Consider the following 18,937-nt stretch of genomic DNA (forward strand, 5'->3'; position numbering starts at 1 on the left):
TTACAATCCAGCCTTTTTCGCTGCCTGCCAGTATTGCTCCATTTCATCGACATTGCTGTCTGACGGAGTTCTTCCCTGTTCACGTAGACGCTCCTCGATATACTGGAAACGCTGAATGAATTTCCGATTGGTGGCGGCAAGCGCCTCCTCCGGATCTGTATCAATAAATCTCGCAACATTGGCCGCTGCAAACAATAAATCGCCCAGTTCCAACTTCCGCTCTTCCGCAGATTGGTTATGCTGTACCGCTTCTTTTAGCTCTGCCAGTTCTTCCTCGATCTTGGCAAAGACACCTTCCACGTCATCCCAATCGAAGCCAACTTTGGCCGCTTTTTTCTGTAATTTGTACCCTTTCATCAAGGCAGGCAAGTCACGGGGAATGCCGTCCAGCACAGAAGTCTGCTGTAGATCCTGTCCCTTGCGCTTTTTCTCCTCTGCCTTCATCTGTTCCCAGTTTTGCAACGCTTCATTCGCATTCCCTGCCTGTTGTTCACCGAATACGTGCGGATGACGGAAAATTAGCTTGTCGTTCAATCCTTCAATAACATCGTACACGTTAAATGTGCCAACCTCTTCTTCCATCTGGGAGTGCAGCAAAATCTGCAACAGGAGATCACCTAGCTCTTCCTTCATGTGATCAGGATCATCTTCATCAATCGTTTCAATAACTTCATAGGTTTCCTCAATCAGGTTTTTGCGGATCGACTGGTGGGTCTGCTCCTGATCCCATGGACAGCCGCCTGGACTACGAAGAATATTCACGATTTCATGAAGTCGTGCGAAGGAGCGCCGACGAAGCGCGTCATCCGTATTTTTGGGCACATATATCAATGAGAGATTACCGTACCCTTCAATCCGGTCCAGATCATGCAGCGGTACCTTGTGTATGATTTCCTGTCCCTGTACACCCAAGGCATGTCCGACAAATACCGGATAATCGTCAGGGTAAACGTCCATTAGGCACAATTTTACATCGGAAGCGGTAAACACATCATATACTTGTCCAATCAAGGTATGAAGCTGCGGCTGCACCAGTTCCGTATTCAGACTGCTGGCATCGAGAAGCTGAAACCCTTCGATAGGATCGAATCCAAGACGAATAAACGCCTCATCCAGAAAGCTTTCCCCGCCCATAACGCGCAGCGAAATGCCCATTTGTGGGCAGCGCTCCTTCAACAGGCGTACACTCGCTTCAGCGACCATGGGATGCCCTGGCACGGCATAAACGATCTCGGTACCCGGCTCGCCCTTGCGTGCGGCCTCAATCAGCCGGTCTGCAATTTCGTCGTACACTTCCGGAAAAGAATCCTTCGCCTCATAGATGGCATCAAAGGATGTCATCTCCAATCCTTCCTGCTTGAGATCATTCAGTACGGGATGATCCAGTGTGCGTACATACAGCATCGCTGCATGCTTCATTTTTTTGATGATCCCTACCGTCAGCTGATCTGCATCTCCAGATCCAAGACCGACTACTGTCAAAGCTGCACTCATCTTTATAAGCCTCCATCCGAACTATCCTGTTCCGACTTTCCATCCTTGATCAAAGCCAATCACGAATGAGTCATACATAGTACAGAACAGGGCTCTATAATTACACGTATTATACCAGAATTAGACGTTATCCTATAATTGCATTTGCATATGACACGGTGTGACTCATTCAACCTCCGCTGCTCCGCTTTAGAATGCGAGAGCCGGGGTGAATGGACGGCGTGGCGCTAAGTGTAGCAGCGCAACGTGAGGGTTAGCGCAGCACACGCAGTCTGCGCAGCAGCTTGGCCAGCAGCGGCCCCAGCTTGGGCACGGCCGCCAGCTCTGCGGCGGTCAGCAGTCCCGTTCGGGCCGCTGCCAGCAAGAACACGGCCGAGCCTGCAGCTATGCCAAGCAGGCTCACGCCCATCGCGGCCAGCCTGCGGTCGGCCGCGATACCGATGCCGCCGAGCACAGCTTCGGCGGCCCAGGCCGTGCCTGCCGCCGCCACGCTCATGGCGACGATAACCAGCGCCGGCTTCGCCAAGACGGCGCCGGGAGCGGGGCGCAGGGCGACAAGTCGCGCCAGCAGCGCCACATTCAGGCCAGCCGCCAGCATGTAGGCGACTGCGCCTGCCAGGGCCGCGCCGCTGATGCCCAGCGCCGGCACAAGCATGACGTTCAGCAGCGCCTTGACGCCTGCGGCGGCCAGCATGCTGAACGCAGGAGCGCGCACGGCGCCGAGGCCTTGCAGCAGCGCCGCCGCGATAATGCTGACGGTGCTTCCCGCAGCCGTCAGCGCCATGTACCGCAGGGCTTCGGTGCCTGCGGCATCCCCGTACAGCATGCGGTTAATCGGCTCTGCCAGCACCGCCAAACCTGCGGATGCCGCTAGGCCGATTAACCAGAACCAACGCAGCGCAAGGCCTGCTTGCTGCTTCACGGCTTCTGGCCCGCCTTTCAGTCGGGCTTCGGCCATCGCCGGAATAAAGAGCACAGACAGTGACGTGGCAAGCATCGTGACTAACTGAACCAGCGGCAATCCCCGGTTGTAAATTCCGAAGGACACCATGGATTGAAGCTCATCCAGCCCTTCTCGTCTTAACAAGCGGGGTACCGTAAAGGTATCCACCAGATTCATCAATGGCACAGCCAATGATCCAAGACAGACCGGAATGGCATAGATCAGTAGCGTCCGCATCCACTCACCGTTGGATCGCCGCTCTTCAGGCAGAAGGCTGCTCCCCACGCTTCGGTGTTCTTTGTTTTTCTCCATTTGCCCAGCTGCCTCAGTACTTTTCATAACAGCGAGCCTTTCCTCATTTCTCCGTCGATGATGGTACACATATCCAAGCATCGTAACTAACCCGGCAAACCCTCCTGCCACTGAGCCAATCATAGCTCCAGCTGCTATAGTCTCCAATGAAGCGTCCCGTCCCATGAGCCACAACAACAGAACAATCATCACCGTGACCCGTACAGTCTGCTCTACCACCTGGGATACCGCTGTAGGCACCATTTGCTGCAACCCCTGGAAATATCCGCGCAAGCCTGTCATCACCGGTACAAACAACAATGCCATCGAAGCTGCCCGAATGGACGGTACGACACTTCCGTTACCAATCAGGTTTCCAATAAGCGGTGCACCGATATACATTAACAAAGCCAGGGCCAGTCCAATTCCACCGAGCAGCATCGAGGACAAGCGTATAACCCTCCTGCCTTCTTCCGGTCGACCAAGTGCATTCTGCTCGGCTACGAATTTGGATACAGCCACAGGCAGCCCTGCAGCAGCAATGGTAATGATGAGCATATAGAACGGGTACACCGTGTTGTAGATGCCAAAAACACCGTCTCCCCCCAGATTCTGTAGCGGAATCTTCTGAAAAGCACCAATGATTTTGGATATAATGGCGGCAAGCCCAAGTACAAATGCGCCCTGAAGCAATCTTGAGCCTGTAGACAACTGTTTCATATGTCCCTCCTGCGTATGTCCATGCGTTCTTTCTCCAAAGTATACCTAGTTATTATACCTGTCCAAAGGCGCACAGACTAACCCTTCCAGGTATCCTGTCCTTCAGGACATCATCCACACGGTCTACAGCTTCCCTAAAATGCAAAAACTCCTGGTTGCCTCAGGGCACCAGGAGTTAATCTGCTTTTTTTATTGCTCCATCTGTTTGCCAAGGAACCCGGCAGCCGTCTCAGACATTTTGATTTCCATCTGAGACATCTTCACCGACTCATCCTTGTTGAAAAGGATAACCGTTCCGATGGGGTCACCACCCGAAATGATTGGGGCGATAACAAAAGACGATAACGTCTCGTCATGATCTTTGCTAAGCTCATAAGAACCATTGTTGGTCTCCAAAATCGTCTTGCGGTTTTCCATACAACTCTCCACCAGTTGACCTACCTGCTTGTCCAGATACTCTTTCTTGGAACCGCCTGCGACCGTAATAATCGTATCGCGGTCAGAGATCATCGTTACATGGCCTGTACTTTCATACAGCGATTCTGCATATTCTTTGGCAAAATCACCAAGTTCGCCAATCGGCGAGTATTTTTTAAGAATAACTTCTCCATCGCGGTCCACAAAAATCTCAAGTGGATCGCCTTCACGGATACGTAACGTACGGCGGATTTCTTTCGGAATGACCACTCGACCGAGGTCATCTATACGGCGGACAATACCAGTAGCTTTCATTTCACATGTTGCCCCACTTTCTCGAGAAGATTTTTCAACTACTGTTCCTTAATGGGTAGAGGAAAGTCCCAGAACGTTTAGTGTGATATCTTGACCATAGTATTCATCTGTTCCCATTTCCTTATACATACTTTGGAGAATATAGTTGTGTAAACTTCCACAGAAGGCGACCATGTACCCACTTTGCTCCATAGATACAAGCAAAAGCAAGAGGGAGGCCTTAAGTCCCCCTCTTGCTTTTCTGTATGGTTGTCCATATTTGAAGCGTTCAGTGTATCACCCAGACAAACGTATTAGCTGGATGTACGCATTCGCTATCTTACTTACCGCTTGTATCTGTACTTTCATCTGTTTTTGTATCCTTGTCGGTTCCAGTTGTTCCTTGATCCGTTTTGGTATCGGTACCCGCATCGGTTTTTTCACCCTCAGTACCAGTTCCTGTACCGGTTGTGCCTTCGGTAGTACCTTCAGTCGTACCTTCTTCAGCCTTGTCTGTTTTCGGCAGTTTTACTTCTTTTACGATTTTGTCCAGTTCGCTGGTCATGAATGTATCGATCTCAGCAGCGGCCAATTGGCTTTTGAGTGTTTCTTTTTGTTCAGCAGTCAATTTCGCGTAGTCCGCTTCTGTACGTTTTTCTACTTTCATGATGTGATAACCATATTCAGTCTCTACAGGATCACTGATTTTGTTCAATGGCAGCGTTTTTGCTGCTTCCTTGAACGCATCTACCCAGCTAGCTACAGGTGTATCTTCATACAATCCGCCTTTTTCTGCAGAACCTGTGTCTTCAGAGTATTTCTTCGCAATTTCAGCAAAGTCTGCTCCGCCGTCCAATTTGGCTTTCACTTCTTTTGCAAGTTTCAGAGCATCTTCCTTTTTACGCTCTTTTTGCGTTTTTGGATCAGTAAAGTTAATCAGTACGTGACGAACAGACGCCGTTGTGAACTGATCTTTATTTTTCTCAAATTCAGCTTTAATCGCATCTTCAGTAACGCCAGTTTCTTTGTCCTTAATTACCGTCATGATGCGAGTCATGTAATCCTTAATGTTCTGGTCTGTCAGATTCTGAGCTTTCAGCATCTCAGTCCATTGGTCAGCTTGAACAGAAGCTTTCATTTTGTCGAATTGCTCTGTCGCTGTTTTTTCACCTTCGGTTTTGGCTGCATCACTTGCTTTTCCACTCAAATATTCATATGCAACTTCCTGTTTTACCAGGTACTCCTTGAAATCATCCATATCCATCATTTGTGCATATTCCGGATAGAGGAATTTCATGACCCGTTGCTCCATGTCGAATTCATTGGCTGTAATTGTACCGCCATCATACGTAGCGACTACTGCACTTGTATCCTTTGGTTCCGTTGTCGCTTCTTCCTTCTTGCCACAAGCAGCAAGCAGTGATAGGGACAGTACTGCTACCATACTCACAGACAGTACTTTCCCTACTTTTTTATACTTTGCTAACATCCTTTAGTTCCCCCTTTGATTTAAAAGCACTTTTCATGGACTCCAGAAATTTCTCTACCAGCTCCATCAGTTGCTTGTCCCCAAGCCCTTTGCCCTTGACATGAATAAGCATATGGGGTCCTTGTTCAAATTGTACACGTCTTTCGAACTGATTTCCAATGTGTGCGATTTTTGAGAGCTCAAATGCATGTTCTCGGCCTTCATAGAACTTCACTGTAAGATCATCTCCGCGTTGGGAGATGGATTCAATACCGTAGATCTTGCCATAGACTTTCATTCTGGCCACCGCCAGCAGATTGATCACGGCTTCCGGCAGATCTCCGAATCGGTCAACCAATTCGTCTTCCAGTTCCATTGCATCGTCGAAGGAGGCAATAACCGCCACTTTTTTATAAATTTCAATCTTCTGAATACTGTCATAAATATAATCCGACGGCAAGTACGCATCGATACTGAGATCCAGCGTTGTGTTCCACTGATCGGATGGCACCGGCTCTTCGCCAAGCATCGTAACTTTGCGTTTGTTAATTTCCTCTGCCAGCATCTGAGAATACAGATCGAATCCGACAGACGCAATAAAGCCGTGCTGTTCAGCTCCGAGCAGATTACCCGCGCCGCGGATCGACAAATCACGCATCGCGATCTTGAATCCCGAACCCAGTTCGGTGAATTCCTTGATCGATTGCAGACGTTTCTCAGCAACTTCGGTCAGCACTTTGTCCCGTTGGTACGTGAAATAGGCATATGCAATCCGATTGGAACGTCCCACCCGTCCACGCAGTTGGTACAGCTGGGAAAGACCCATTTTGTCCGCGTCATGCACGATCAGCGTATTTACGTTAGGAATATCCACCCCGGTCTCAATGATGCTTGTGCTGACGAGTACGTCATATTCACCATCCAGGAAGTCCAGAATAGTTTTCTCCAGCTCCGTTTCCGACATCTGGCCATGCCCCACACCCACCTTGGCTTCAGGGACCAATTCGGAAATTTCGGCAGCCATCTCCTGAATTCCCTGCACACGGTTATACAAGTAGTAGACCTGACCACCACGAGCTAACTCACGTTCAATCGCTTCACGAACAAGCGCCTGACTGTGTTCAACGACATACGTCTGTACCGGAAAACGGTTTTCCGGCGGTGTCTCGATAACCGACAGATCACGAACGCCCAGCATGGACATGTGAAGGGTACGCGGAATCGGCGTCGCTGTCAGTGTCAGCACGTCCACGTTTGTTTTCAGCTTTTTCAGTTTTTCCTTGTGAGTTACACCAAAGCGCTGCTCTTCATCTACAATTAACAGGCCAAGATCCTTGAAGACTAGATCCTGTGACAATAACCGATGAGTACCAATAACGATATCGACGGTGCCTGCCTTGATACCTTTGGCCGTCTCATTCTGTTCTTTACGTGAACGGAATCGACTAAGTACATGAATGTTGAATGGATAACCCGAGAAACGCTCACGGAACGTTTCATAATGCTGCTGTGCCAAAATGGTTGTAGGTACCAATACAGCAACTTGTTTCCCCTCAATGGCAGCCTTAAATGCAGCACGGATCGCAACCTCGGTTTTGCCGTAACCGACATCCCCACACAATAAACGGTCCATCGGACGATTTTGTTCCATATCCTTCTTGATTTCTTCAATTGCACGCACCTGATCACGTGTCTCATCATAAGGGAACATGTCCTCGAACTCCTGCTGTTCCGCAGAGTCTTTGTCGAAGCCGAAGCCTTTTGACGTCTGGCGTTCCGCATAAAGCTTGATTAGATCATCAGCAATATCCTGTACAGATGTGCGGACTTTGTTTTTAACCCGTGTCCACTCATTACCGCCCAGCTTATATATTTTCGGCTCTTTCTCTTCCGAACCGACATATTTCTGAATCAGATCAATCTGCTCAATCGGTACAGACAGTTTGTCTCCACCTGCATATAGAATATGCATGTAATCCTTGTGAATACCGCCAACCTCAAGTGTGCCGATCCCGAGATACTTACCAATCCCGTGATTCTGGTGAACGACATAATCGCCCACTTTCAGCTCACTATAGGATTTAATGCGTTCAGCGTTGTCCACATTGCGAATCGGTTTGCGCACTTTGCGCTGCTTCTGTGAGAACATCTCACCTTCGGTAACGACAGCCAGATGAATAGAAGGCATTTCAAATCCGGTTTGCAAGTTGCCAATAAGCATCTCCGGCTCAGGGATATCATAGTCCATGAGTACCCGGCGCATCCGATCAAGTCTTTCCTCACCGTTAGCCAGCATGAGTACTTGAACTCCGGCTTTCTGCCAGCGCTCCATTTCTGCTTTGAGCACATTCATCTGACCATGGAAGTCCTGCATTCCACGGCTGATAAAGTTAAGGATATTCTGCGGTTGGGTATGAGGAACCTGACGCAAAAAGATGGACATAAACAGCGTCTGGAATGGACGTTCATAGATCAGATCATCCCCATCTGCCGACAGATGCAGGTCCGGAAGAGTCTTCCCGTTTTGCATCAAATGAAGATTCCACTCCGACTCATCCCGGTCAAGCTGTTTCGACGTCTCAGCGAGCCTTGCTGGCTCGTCGAGTACAAGTAACGTATCTTCTGGCATGTAGTCGTAGATCGTCTTGTTTTCCGGATAGAGCGGTGAAATATATTTATACATTTCAGAGAAATACACATGCTCCCGTAGAAGTTCAATCTCGCGATGAATTTCTTCTCGCAGACGCAGCTTCGCCTGCCGATCCGTCATTTTCTCCAACTGTTGGTCAAGCAAAATAACGGCTGCATCGGCAGCCTTCTCCATACGTTCGCGATCTGCAATTAACTCTTTGCACGGCAGAACCGTCACTTCATCAATTCGTTCAATGGAACGCTGGTCTGCAGGATCAAATGTACGAATGGAATCGATCTCATCATCGAATAATTCCACACGGTACGCAATGGACGATGTGACTGGATAGAAGTCAATAATTCCACCACGCACGCTCATCTCGCCGCGTGATTCTACGCGCTCTACACGTTCATATCCGAGCTTCACCATCTCCAGCAGGAATGAATCCAGCTCCAGTGTATTACCTTGTTTAATTGTAATCTGAGCATTAGCCATCACTTCTGGAAGTGGAACATAGCGCCGTACCCCGGAAAACGGGATAACAACAACGCCCCTGAATCCCTGGGCGCAACGGACCAACACGTCAATACGCTGACCCAATGTTTCCGGACTGGAAACAGCAGCTTCAGCGGCAACAAGTTCGTTGGCAGGATAGAGCAGCACCTGATCTGGTGAAAGCGCTTCCTGTAAATCTTCTGCGATTTTTTGAGCGGAAAACATATTGTGTGTCACAACGAGCAGGGGTCTGTTCATTTCCTGATGTAAGGCAGCCAGCATAATCTGACGTGCCGAACCGGATAAGCCCGAAACCAATTGCTCCTTCATACCGGATGTAATCCCGGCCGTAATGGATCCGAAGTCCGGATCTTTGGAAAAAGCCTGTATAAGTGCTTGTAACAAAAGGGGCACCTCTCTTATAACTTACTTGAGTATCTCACGCCTGCGCGCAGGTTCACCACATTAGAAATTGGATACAAATTCCTTTTTGTCCTGTTTCATCATAAAGGATAAGTCGCTTCTTTGCCACATCCGTTTGATGTAGCTGAAGGGTAATTTCACATATAGTCTGGTTTCATCCCAACTGAAAAGAAGCCTCAGCAGGCTGCCAAGGCTATAAAGGTGGAGCGGTATTCCTCATCCACCATCATCTGTCATAAGTTCTAGCTGCTTGCGAGTTAATTACTGAAGCGGACTCGCAAGCAGGCTCAGCTCAGGATTGAATTCCAGAGCTTCTTTGCAATAATCACATGTAATCCGAACGGTTATATCGCCACCGGAATTATACGCTATTATATCCCTCCGCTCGTCGGGGGTCAAGAAATGAAAGCCCAATTGCGCTTCCGTTATCCGGGCAGAATCGATTCGTCCAATAAAAGTACGGCAATGCCTGCACACATAATTCACTGACATGTTTATGCCTCCTGAACATGGTTTATACGTCCAGTATGCCCATTAAGACTGAATCGAACCCGAATCTAGATCATTTTTCCAGTGTCAGTTGCAGCGGTTCACCCGTTGAACTTGGCCATTGTCTGTTCAAACGTATGATCCAGACTATACTCCAATGCATCACAGGTCTGTTCGATCGTTTGATCGAGTGCTTCCTTTTCGTTCTTCATAAACTTGGACAGTACGTAGTCTACAATGGCATGTCCCGGTTCTGGTCGGGATATTCCCATCCGCACCCGGTTAAAATGCTGTGTACCGGTATGCTGGATAATGGATTTGATTCCATTGTGACCACCTGCACTGCCTTGGTAACGCAATCTGACTTTGCCTGTTTCCGTGTCCATGTCGTCATAGACGACAATCAGGTCTTCCAGACTAACTTTATAAAAATCCATATAAGCCCTTACCGACTCACCGGACAGGTTCATAAACGTCATTGGTTTAATCAGCACCGTTTTGACGCCACCAATTACACCTTCTCCAATCAGCGCCTTGCATTTGCTCTGCGTTATGGAGATATTATGCCGCTCTGCAAGTCGATCAAGTGCCATAAAACCGATATTATGACGGGTTTTAGCGTAGTTCGGGCCTGGATTTCCGAGGCCGACAATCCACTTCATCTTGTTCCCTCCTTCGGATCAGCCTAAGGTGAAGCATAGACTTCGAATGTTATATTTCATATAATATCAACAAAGTGAGATTCGAATTGGTTATATAATTTGAACTAAAGAGTATTTACACTGGCACTCCGATGACAGAACAACTTTCCGATCGCTGTTATCCCCAGATTTTTTTGAATTCTTTATGAAAAGGGAAAATCCGGGGATAGCTTATGCTTCCGATGTAGCTTTCTTGCAGAAAGCTTTCAGGCGAACGCTTCGCTTCTTCAAGTTATTTCTGTCCTCTCCGTTATCGTGTAAATGTTTAGTTGATCTTATATAGTGTTTACATTTATTATTTCATCAACCCAGGAAGGTGAGCGGGTTTTGCGCGAAGACAACGGACAACTGACTCAACATAGCGATTTTATCTATCATCTGGAATATCACGTACCTGTACAGGTATATGACCGCGACACCCATATTGAGATCGGACTAATCACACGTTTCGATAATCAATTTGTCGAAATTGCCGACACTCTTTTTCATCGGCGCCGGTTCCGTTTTATCTCCCGCCCCGGATACTAGAAATTCGGCAGGCACTGTTTCACTTCCAATATAACGGCACGCCGACAGGGGTTACATTTTCCATTGATCCGGAAAACGTAACCCCTCTACTACTTTATGCAGACATCCTTATTCAATTTCAAACAGCTTGCTGATTGACAATTCCTCATGAACCCGGATAATGGCTTCTCCGAGCAAAGGTGCTACAGACAACACTTTAAGTTTGCTTGTCGGGTTAGCATGCGTAATCGGAATGGTATCCGTTACGATAACTTCCTTCAGTGGTGCATTCTCCAAGCGTTCCATCGCAGGTCCGGACAATACTGGATGAGTACAGCAAGCGTATACTTCCTTCACGCCACCTTCCATCAGAGCATTCGCTCCCAGTACAATCGTTCCCGCTGTATCAATGATGTCATCGATCAGAATTGCTGTTTTACCTTCGATGTTACCGATAATGTTCATCACTTCGCTGACGTTCGGCTCTGGACGACGTTTGTCGATAATTGCGAGAGGTGCATTCAGGAAGTCCGCCAGTTTCCGAGCGCGCACTACGCCGCCGTGGTCAGGCGATACAACAACCGGATTTTCGATCTGTTTCGAGCGGAAATATTGAGCCAAAATCGGCACGCCGAGTAGATGATCGACCGGAATATCGAAGAATCCTTGAATCTGCATTGCATGCAAGTCCATCGCAATTACACGGGTTGCACCCGCTTTTTCGATCAGATTGGCAACCAGTTTGGCTGTAATCGGGTCACGCGAACGGGCCTTACGGTCCTGTCTAGCATAGCCATAGTACGGAATAACGACGTTAATCGTCTTGGCAGATGCCCGTTTAAGTGCATCAATCATAACGAGCATTTCCATCAGGTTGTCATTAACCGGCAAGCAAGTAGACTGCACAATATAAACGTGGCAGCCCCGAACACTCTCAGAGAGTTTCACTTGGATCTCACCATCACTGAAGCTGGTTGTGTGAGATTCACCCATAGGAATTCCGATATAATCAGCAATTTGATGGGCAAGCTTGGGGTTAGAATTGCAAGTAAATATTTTTAATTTCGAATCAAAATAAGTCATAAAATAAAAACCCTCCGTGCTGGTTCATTGGAATCTATAAGCGTCTGCGACATGTCGGCACCCCCCGATGTTCGGGAGGCAATTCTTAATATCAATACCCCTTATTCGGGTTTTGCATTTTGTTTCTTAGCTTTGGCACGACCACGAATTTTCTCCGCATATCCAGGTTTGTTCTCCTGGCGTGGGCGGGCAATCGCAAGATCGTTTTCGGGAACAGAATGGGTAACGGTAGAGCCCGCAACAACATATGCGCCTTTTCCTACCGTGACAGGTGCAATCAGATTGACATTGCTGCCTACGAACGCATCATCTTCAATCGTCGTTACAGCTTTATTATATCCATCATAATTCACCGTTATTGCCCCACATCCAACATTTACGTTTTTCCCTACTTTAGCATCCCCAATATAACTGAGATGAGATACTTTGGAGCCTTCATCAATTGTAGCATTTTTCACTTCAACAAAGTCACCAATTTTTACTTTGCGGCCCAGTTTGGTGCCTGGACGCAAATAAGCAAATGGACCTACAGTTGCTTCTGATCCAACCTCGGCTTGTGACAATACAGAATGCTTGATTGTAACCCCATCCTGAATGATACTGTCTTCCACATCTGCCTGAGGACCAATATGGCATGCTTCGCCAATGGTAGTTGTACCTTTGAGTATGGTACCCGGATACAATACTGTATCTGATCCAATGGTAACATCCGCCCCGATATATGTCGATGCCGGATCGATGATCGTAACACCGTTCAACATATGTTTTACCGCCAAACGTTCACGCATGAACGCTTCTGCTTGTGAAAGGGCAAGTCGATCATTAACTCCGATGGATTCCGCGATGTCATCTGACATGTAAGCTTCTACCACTTCTCCATCATTACGGAATATGCCAACCACGTCAGTGAGATAATACTCTCCCTGAGCATTCTGGTTCGTCACTTTCTCCAACGCAGCAAACAACTTGGCATTATCGAAGCAGTACGTGCCTGTGTTGATTTCGTTCACAGCATCTTCCTGCTCCGTGCAATCTTTCTGTTCCACAATACGTTGTACAGAACCATCTTCTCCGCGAATAACGCGGCCGTACCCTTTAGGATTGTCCAGTTCAGCTGTGAGAACCGTTGCTGCTGCTCCACGGCTCTCATGGAGCTTCATTAGTCCTTCCAGCGTCTCGCTGGTCACAAGTGGTGTGTCTCCACAGACAACAATGGTTGACCCTGCTTCACTGCCGAGCAGAGATTTAACCTGCTTCACCGCATGTCCTGTTCCCAATTGTTCAGCCTGAAGCACGTACTCTGCTCTGGAACCCAAAAATGACTGCACCGCTTCGGCACCATGACCGACCACAACGACGCTGCGTTCAACGCCTGCGCGAAGAGCTGCATCCAGCACGTGACCCACCATCGGTTTACCGCATACGGGATGCAGTACCTTGTACAATTTCGATTTCATCCGTTTTCCTTGCCCTGCCGCAAGAACGATTGCCATTCTTTTCAAAATTTACGACCTCCTGTTCTGAAAAACCCATCGTTTGACCTTACCTGTATATATCCGATGAGTAACGTTCAGCCGGCCCTGCGCCGGTCTTGTTCATCGCCTGCTGTCTCTGTAATCACGCGTAACAACGCGGACACCAACAAATCGTGACCTATATGTATACGCCGTGTACCTGCGAGCTTAACCGATTCCCATGATTCCTAAGATGCCGCCCTGTTACCAAGCGCACGCTGCGCTTTTTGTTCTTTCAACATTTTGCAACATTTAAGCTGCGAAAATGCTCTTCTGTGAATAAACTCAATACTGAATATATCTTATTCCGGTCAAAAAGAAAAGAGAGCCATAAGACATGGCTCTCTTTTCCTTCGAACCCCAATAATGTTCTCAGGCACCTTCTTCAATGACTTCTTCCTCAGTTGCTGCGCGATCATACTCAGTCAAAACAGCTGCTTGAATCTTCTCGCGAGTACCGGAAGAGATCGGGTGGGCGATATCACGGAATTCTCCGTCAGGAGTCCGCTTGCTCGGCATAGCAACAAACATTCCGTTATTGCCATCGATGACGCGAATGTCATGAACGACGAATTCGTTATCGATGGTAATGGATGCGATAGCCTTCATTCTCCCCTCAGAGTTAACACGGCGGAGTCTGACATCCGTAATTTGCATGTGTGTGTTCACCACCTTTTTCCATCAGAACTTGGTGTATAATTCCACACAGCACATGCGAACTCCTTCTTTTTATAACCACAAAAATGTCCTAATTTCAGGAATTTTTTTATTTAATACACAATTCGACAATGTTAGTGCCAGGTCGATGGAAAAGAACCTTTCCCGACATGTAATTCGTCATGATTCTACAGGTCAAAATAGTTGCCAGGCTTGACGGAAATGTGTCTGCTCTTCGCATCAACCGCCGTCAGCTTCGCCAGAGATATGTAGTCCGTCAGCAGTCGTTCTTCTGAATCAACCGATCCAGATTCTACTAATACGCCTACCCCGGCTACCGTGGCATTAAACTCGGCCAATAGGTCGATCATCCCTTGGACGGTTCCCCCGGCTTTCATAAAATCATCTACAATGAGCACTCTGGAGTGCTCACGCATTGCCCTGCGAGATAGGGACATGGTATGTAGGCTTTTATGGGACCCGGATACATAATTGATACTTACGGCCGATCCTTCCGTAGCCTGATGGTCCCTGCGCACGAGCACTACAGGCAGATTGAGCTGGGCTCCGGTAGCATAAGCTAGCGGAATCCCTTTAGTCTCGACCGTCATCACCACATCAATATCCATGTTGCCAAAGGCCGTTGCAAAAATCTTGCCGGCTTCATTCATCAATGCGGGCTGTCCAAGCAGGTCGGACATGTACAGATATTCACCAGGGAGTATCCGATCCGGCTGCGCGAGCTGGGTAGAAAGTCGTTCTGCAAAAGCCAGTGCCAGTTCTCTGGACACCTTTGGAATCCACTTTACTCCCCCGGCTGCTCCAGCCAGTGTATGCAGTTCTCCCGAACCACCTTCTTCGAACACTTCCTTGATAATCGCCAAATCTTCACTGATCGACGACTTCGCAGCTCCATAGCGTTCGGCAAATGTGGTCAACGGAATAACCGTATGCGGTCTAGACAATAAGTACTGCGTCATTTCAACCAGCCTTGCGCTTCGTTTTAATTTCTTCACAGAGATCCATCCTCACGATCACGGAAAACATCCAAATCCGAATAATTATTTAAAAATATACCACCTTTATACGTGTTTGTACATTATAAAAGCGAATATTAAGTTAGCATACGTACGGCATACACTTCTTTACAGAAGCCTCGCAGTCCATTGTAGACTCGGGCAACCTTGGACTCTTTGGAGACAAGCCCAAACACGGTTGGACCACTGCCTGACATTAATACTCCGTCTGCTCCAAGCCGAATCATTGCATCTTTCAGATGCTGAACTTCCGGATACAGCTTCAACGTTACGTCCTCAAGCACATTCCCCATCTGCCCGCACACTTCGGCAAAGGATTGATTGCGAATGGCCTGCTCCATTTTGGCAGCACTTGGATGACGAACAATCTTGTCGCTGCGGAAACGTCCATAGACGTCGGCTGTGGACACATTAATCGGCGGCTTGGCCAAGATCACCCAACATTGCGGGGGATTCGGCATCGGTGTCAGCTTCTCACCACGGCCTGTAGCGAGTGCTGTTCCACCTGTAATGCAGAAAGGCACATCAGACCCCAGTTCGGCTCCGAGCTCCTGAAGCTCTTGATCCGGAATGTTGAGACGCCAGAGGCGATTCAATCCACGCAGCGTTGCTGCTGCATCACTGCTGCCACCAGCAAGTCCGGCGGCCACCGGTATTTTTTTGTCTAGATGAATATGAACTCCAGTTTTCACATCATAACGCTCTTTGATAAGCCTGGCTGCCTGAAATGCCAGGTTCTTCTCATCCAGGGGGATATATCCCGCCTGACTGGAGATAAAGATCGTGTCACGAGGAAGCTCAGACATTTCCAGTCGATCGGCAAGATCCACCATCGTCATAATCATCTCAACTTCGTGAAATCCATCTCTTCTTTTATGTAGAACGTCTAGCATCAAATTGATTTTAGCAGGCGCTTTTTCGTAAATTTTCAAGGCGTTCACCCGTCCTCACCTTTTCCCTAAGACAACTTAACATATTATATCAAAATGGGGCTGTCAAGTCATTTCTATTCCGCATCCATGGGGAAAAAGCGAGGTCATTCCTGCCGGATTGCCCCGCTCTCCAAACCGATTGAACCGGATTACGATTTGCGTGCCGCTTCTTCCGCAAGTTGAATGGCCCGTTTCACCATATTGCCCGCATCCTTCGCTTTGATCCCGCCCCAACCTTCCTGCTGGACGGTATCATAGAACCCTAGGTCTTTTGCCAGTTCATTCTTGAGTTCATCCGACATTACACTTCTTCTTCTCCGGCTCATGGGTCATCCTCCTCGAAATAGTTCATTCATAATAAGTCCATTCGTATCCGGGACTATTTGCCCTCAGGCCAAGAAAAATGCCTTGAACCTGTCCAAATAGTATGCCGCTTCTTCTCCAGACTCATTCCTGATCAACTATGCCTCTCCGATGAATCGAGCGGGCTTATTGCAAAAATAAAAAAAGCGACCTGCCCAAGGGGGCAGAATCGCCGTAAATCGATACTTACGTCTCCATGTAGGAGCTATGCGTCTGGCTGCCTGGATCAAATACCATGACTTCCACCGATTCCGTAAGTATATCAGCATAACTGTAGGATACTCGCTTGAAAGTTTCTTGCTCCTCATCAAGCTTGACAATAAAAACAGAAGGGTACGTTTCTTCCAATACACCCGTACGCTCAATGGTCTTACGGCGGCCACCATTAGCCCGCAGCATAATTTTCTGACCGATATGTGCATCGAGATTGCGTTTGATATCCAATAGCGTATTTTTAGCCATTGTCGACGACCACCTCTTTTCTTGTCCATTATACCGGATTTTACAGTCATTGTCAAATCAAAACTAATTATTATATCAGTATCAAAAAGTTGTTGTCAATGAATTTTTTTGCAAACAAAAAAAGCCCCTAAATGGGACTTTTTTCTGCCATCTTCAGACGGCTGATGGATTCACTTTTAACGTGGATAAATCATTCAATCCGGGCAGACCTACGCGATAACTTCCCCTTGTCTCTACGCCGCCCACACCCTGGCTACCACTAATCGTGTTATGCAAAATGTCATTCATGTTCACGGTTTCCCGCACCGACGTGAAGGCTGCCTTGGCTGCCACATAGACTGGATCCAGAGCATGAATGAGAATTCGGCCTGGTGAACTGGCAAAGTTCGCTCCAGCCCGTAGCAAGGCCTCAAAGTGGGACTGACACGCGCCAGCTACAATCGTGAGCGCATCGAGATGACGTTCATACTGCCTAGCCACTTGAATAGCGGACACGAAGTTCTGCGAATTCTTGTAGCTGCCCAGACTATATAAGTCGTAGGGCTGACGAGTCTTGAGTACGCCGTCATGGCCAGTAATCACAACAATATCCGGACGCACTTTCGGCAGCAGACGATATAACGTGTCAGCCATGGCAGACTCATGTACATATTGGCCCTCTGCGGGAACACGAAGCTGCTCATAAAGGTTCATGCTTTTTTTTAGATAATTGGGGTCACCATCCAAGTGCAGCACTTTGCCAGGCATCTCGAAATAAGCCGGTTCTTGTTGCACAGACCATTCCTGAACTATTCCTTCACGATTGCGCTCAGCCTGTTCCATTCGATTCTGCTGCAGGCGTGAGAGCGTCTGATGTGCCTTCACGTGAGCCTGCCTCGTCTTCGCACTCTGCGGTTCATAAGGAACCTGTATCAAATCGTTCACAGGGGAATCGGCTAACAGCCGGAACTCGGTCCCTTTAATGATGGCACCGTCCGACTGGAGGCCTTGCACCCGAAAAGTCACATCTCCACCGTATGACTTTCGAACGACCAAGTCTCCGATATTCATCAACATAATCACCTCTACCCCATCGTATGGGCAGAAACCCGGATTGGTTCATCCGAATTTTACAGAGCTGCGCGTACTCCAGCTTCCCACATTACGGTACAGAGTGTTGCATACTCCTGCAGGCTCAATGTTTCTCCCCGTCTTGAAGGTTGAATACCGGCCTGCTCCAACAGCTGATCAGCCTGTTCTCTGTTCTCCTTTGTGAAGAAACGAGCTTTCAAATTATTTGAGATTGTTTTTCTACGCTGCGCGAAGGAAGCCTGTACCACTTCGAAGAAATGTGCTTCGTCGGGAACTTCAACCGGTGGTTGCTCACGCACCTTTAACTTGATTACTGCCGATTCCACATTAGGTTGCGGAATGAAAACCGTGGGCGGAACAATACAGACCAATTCCGGCATACTGTAGTACTGAACCGCAATGCTCAGACTGCCATAGTCCTTTGATCCCGGTGCAGCAGCCATACGTTCAGCCACTTCCTTCTGGATCATGACTACAATACTGTCTACAGGCAGCTTCTCTTCGAGCAGCTTCATCATGATTGGTGTCGTTACATAGTAAGGCAGATTGGCCACAACACTCACTTTATCTACCGTTCCAAAATCGGTGCGGAACAACTCAGCTAGATCCAGCTTCAGCACATCCCCGTGATGCACACGAACGTTCGGATAAGGCTGCATCACTTCACCCAGAATCGGAATCAATCTCTGATCAATCTCTACAGCCGTTACAGGACCAGCTACACGAGCCAGACGTTCTGTGAGTGCGCCAATACCTGGTCCGATCTCAAGTGCGCCCTTAGACTCGTCCAGATCAGCTGCATTTACAATTTTGTTTAATATATTTTGATCGATCAGAAAGTTCTGACCCAGGCTCTTCTTGAATGAAAATCCGTGTCTTTGAATAATTTCTTTGGTTCGTTTGGGTGTTGCAATCTCTACGGTTTCTTCCATGCCTTTCATACG

17 protein-coding genes are annotated in these 18,937 nt (G+C 48.0%); 1 reads left to right on the forward strand and 16 read right to left on the reverse strand.

The features are described from left to right. The 7 genes from mazG to pth all read right to left on the reverse strand — a co-directional run bounded on the left by mazG (nucleotide 1) and on the right by pth (nucleotide 10,328). The gene (gene mazG, locus MHB84_RS12815; RefSeq protein WP_076292122.1) at nucleotides 1–1,494 is read right to left on the reverse strand and encodes a nucleoside triphosphate pyrophosphohydrolase; all 1,494 of its coding nucleotides are present in this window, start codon (nucleotides 1,492–1,494) and stop codon (nucleotides 1–3) included. 253 nt (nucleotides 1,495–1,747) lie between these two features. After that, nucleotides 1,748–3,448 (reverse strand): putative polysaccharide biosynthesis protein, encoded by a 1,701-nt coding sequence (locus MHB84_RS12820; RefSeq protein ID WP_076292121.1) that lies wholly within the window; start codon nucleotides 3,446–3,448, stop codon nucleotides 1,748–1,750. Between the two features lie 189 nt (nucleotides 3,449–3,637). Then, entirely contained in the window at nucleotides 3,638–4,180 is a 543-nt protein-coding gene (gene spoVT / locus MHB84_RS12825) for a stage V sporulation protein T (protein ID WP_076292120.1), read from the reverse strand. Between the two features lie 319 nt (nucleotides 4,181–4,499). Further along, nucleotides 4,500–5,648: a peptidylprolyl isomerase gene (locus MHB84_RS12830; RefSeq protein WP_076292119.1), complete on the reverse strand. Its 1,149-nt coding sequence runs from the start codon at nucleotides 5,646–5,648 to the stop codon at nucleotides 4,500–4,502. After that, nucleotides 5,632–9,159 carry a transcription-repair coupling factor gene (mfd, locus tag MHB84_RS12835; protein WP_076292118.1) on the reverse strand — a complete coding sequence of 1,176 codons (3,528 nt, stop codon included), beginning with the start codon at nucleotides 9,157–9,159 and terminating at the stop codon, nucleotides 5,632–5,634. Before mfd ends, MHB84_RS12830 begins: the two co-directional genes overlap by 17 nt. A 279-nt stretch (nucleotides 9,160–9,438) precedes the next feature. Further along, nucleotides 9,439–9,669 carry an anti-sigma-F factor Fin family protein gene (locus MHB84_RS12840; RefSeq protein WP_024633714.1) on the reverse strand — a complete coding sequence of 77 codons (231 nt, stop codon included), beginning with the start codon at nucleotides 9,667–9,669 and terminating at the stop codon, nucleotides 9,439–9,441. Between the two features lie 98 nt (nucleotides 9,670–9,767). Continuing rightward, entirely contained in the window at nucleotides 9,768–10,328 is a 561-nt protein-coding gene (gene pth / locus MHB84_RS12845) for an aminoacyl-tRNA hydrolase (RefSeq protein ID WP_076292117.1), read from the reverse strand. 366 nt (nucleotides 10,329–10,694) lie between these two features. On the opposite strand from pth, the gene MHB84_RS12850 reads away from it, so the two are divergent. Then, a complete protein-coding gene (locus tag MHB84_RS12850) occupies nucleotides 10,695–10,895 on the forward strand; it encodes a hypothetical protein (protein ID WP_024633712.1) in 201 nt (66 codons plus the stop codon). A gap of 108 nt (nucleotides 10,896–11,003) precedes the next feature. Here the strand turns inward: MHB84_RS12850 and MHB84_RS12855 are convergent, their stop codons facing one another. The 9 genes from MHB84_RS12855 to rsmA form a co-directional block, all read right to left on the reverse strand. Then, the gene (locus tag MHB84_RS12855) at nucleotides 11,004–11,957 is read right to left on the reverse strand and encodes a ribose-phosphate diphosphokinase (protein ID WP_017691370.1); all 954 of its coding nucleotides are present in this window, start codon (nucleotides 11,955–11,957) and stop codon (nucleotides 11,004–11,006) included. A 101-nt stretch (nucleotides 11,958–12,058) separates the two neighbouring features. Further along, complete coding sequence (glmU, locus tag MHB84_RS12860; RefSeq protein ID WP_205525115.1) at nucleotides 12,059–13,450, reverse strand: bifunctional UDP-N-acetylglucosamine diphosphorylase/glucosamine-1-phosphate N-acetyltransferase GlmU; 1,392 nt, start codon at nucleotides 13,448–13,450, stop codon at nucleotides 12,059–12,061. A 393-nt stretch (nucleotides 13,451–13,843) separates the two neighbouring features. After that, a complete protein-coding gene (spoVG, locus tag MHB84_RS12865; RefSeq protein WP_017691372.1) occupies nucleotides 13,844–14,128 on the reverse strand; it encodes a septation regulator SpoVG in 285 nt (94 codons plus the stop codon). 188 nt (nucleotides 14,129–14,316) lie between these two features. Next, complete coding sequence (purR, locus tag MHB84_RS12870) at nucleotides 14,317–15,144, reverse strand: pur operon repressor (protein WP_053778929.1); 828 nt, start codon at nucleotides 15,142–15,144, stop codon at nucleotides 14,317–14,319. Between the two features lie 98 nt (nucleotides 15,145–15,242). Then, nucleotides 15,243–16,097: a 4-(cytidine 5'-diphospho)-2-C-methyl-D-erythritol kinase gene (ispE, locus tag MHB84_RS12875; protein ID WP_076292144.1), complete on the reverse strand. Its 855-nt coding sequence runs from the start codon at nucleotides 16,095–16,097 to the stop codon at nucleotides 15,243–15,245. Between the two features lie 149 nt (nucleotides 16,098–16,246). Then, nucleotides 16,247–16,423, reverse strand: a complete 177-nt coding sequence (locus MHB84_RS12880) for a small, acid-soluble spore protein, alpha/beta type (RefSeq protein ID WP_053778930.1) — start codon at nucleotides 16,421–16,423, stop codon at nucleotides 16,247–16,249. 223 nt (nucleotides 16,424–16,646) lie between these two features. Then, nucleotides 16,647–16,922, reverse strand: coding sequence for a biofilm formation stimulator Veg (veg, locus tag MHB84_RS12885; RefSeq protein ID WP_053778931.1), 276 nt, complete (start codon nucleotides 16,920–16,922; stop codon nucleotides 16,647–16,649). A gap of 153 nt (nucleotides 16,923–17,075) precedes the next feature. Next, entirely contained in the window at nucleotides 17,076–17,972 is an 897-nt protein-coding gene (gene yabG / locus MHB84_RS12890; protein ID WP_076292115.1) for a sporulation peptidase YabG, read from the reverse strand. Nucleotides 17,973–18,031: 59 nt separating this feature from the next. Further along, the gene (rsmA, locus tag MHB84_RS12895; RefSeq protein ID WP_076292114.1) at nucleotides 18,032–18,934 is read right to left on the reverse strand and encodes a 16S rRNA (adenine(1518)-N(6)/adenine(1519)-N(6))-dimethyltransferase RsmA; all 903 of its coding nucleotides are present in this window, start codon (nucleotides 18,932–18,934) and stop codon (nucleotides 18,032–18,034) included. Nucleotides 18,935–18,937 lie beyond the last annotated feature (3 nt).

This window comes from Paenibacillus sp. FSL F4-0087, assembly GCF_038020215.1.
GTDB lineage: Bacteria > Bacillota > Bacilli > Paenibacillales > Paenibacillaceae > Paenibacillus > Paenibacillus taichungensis.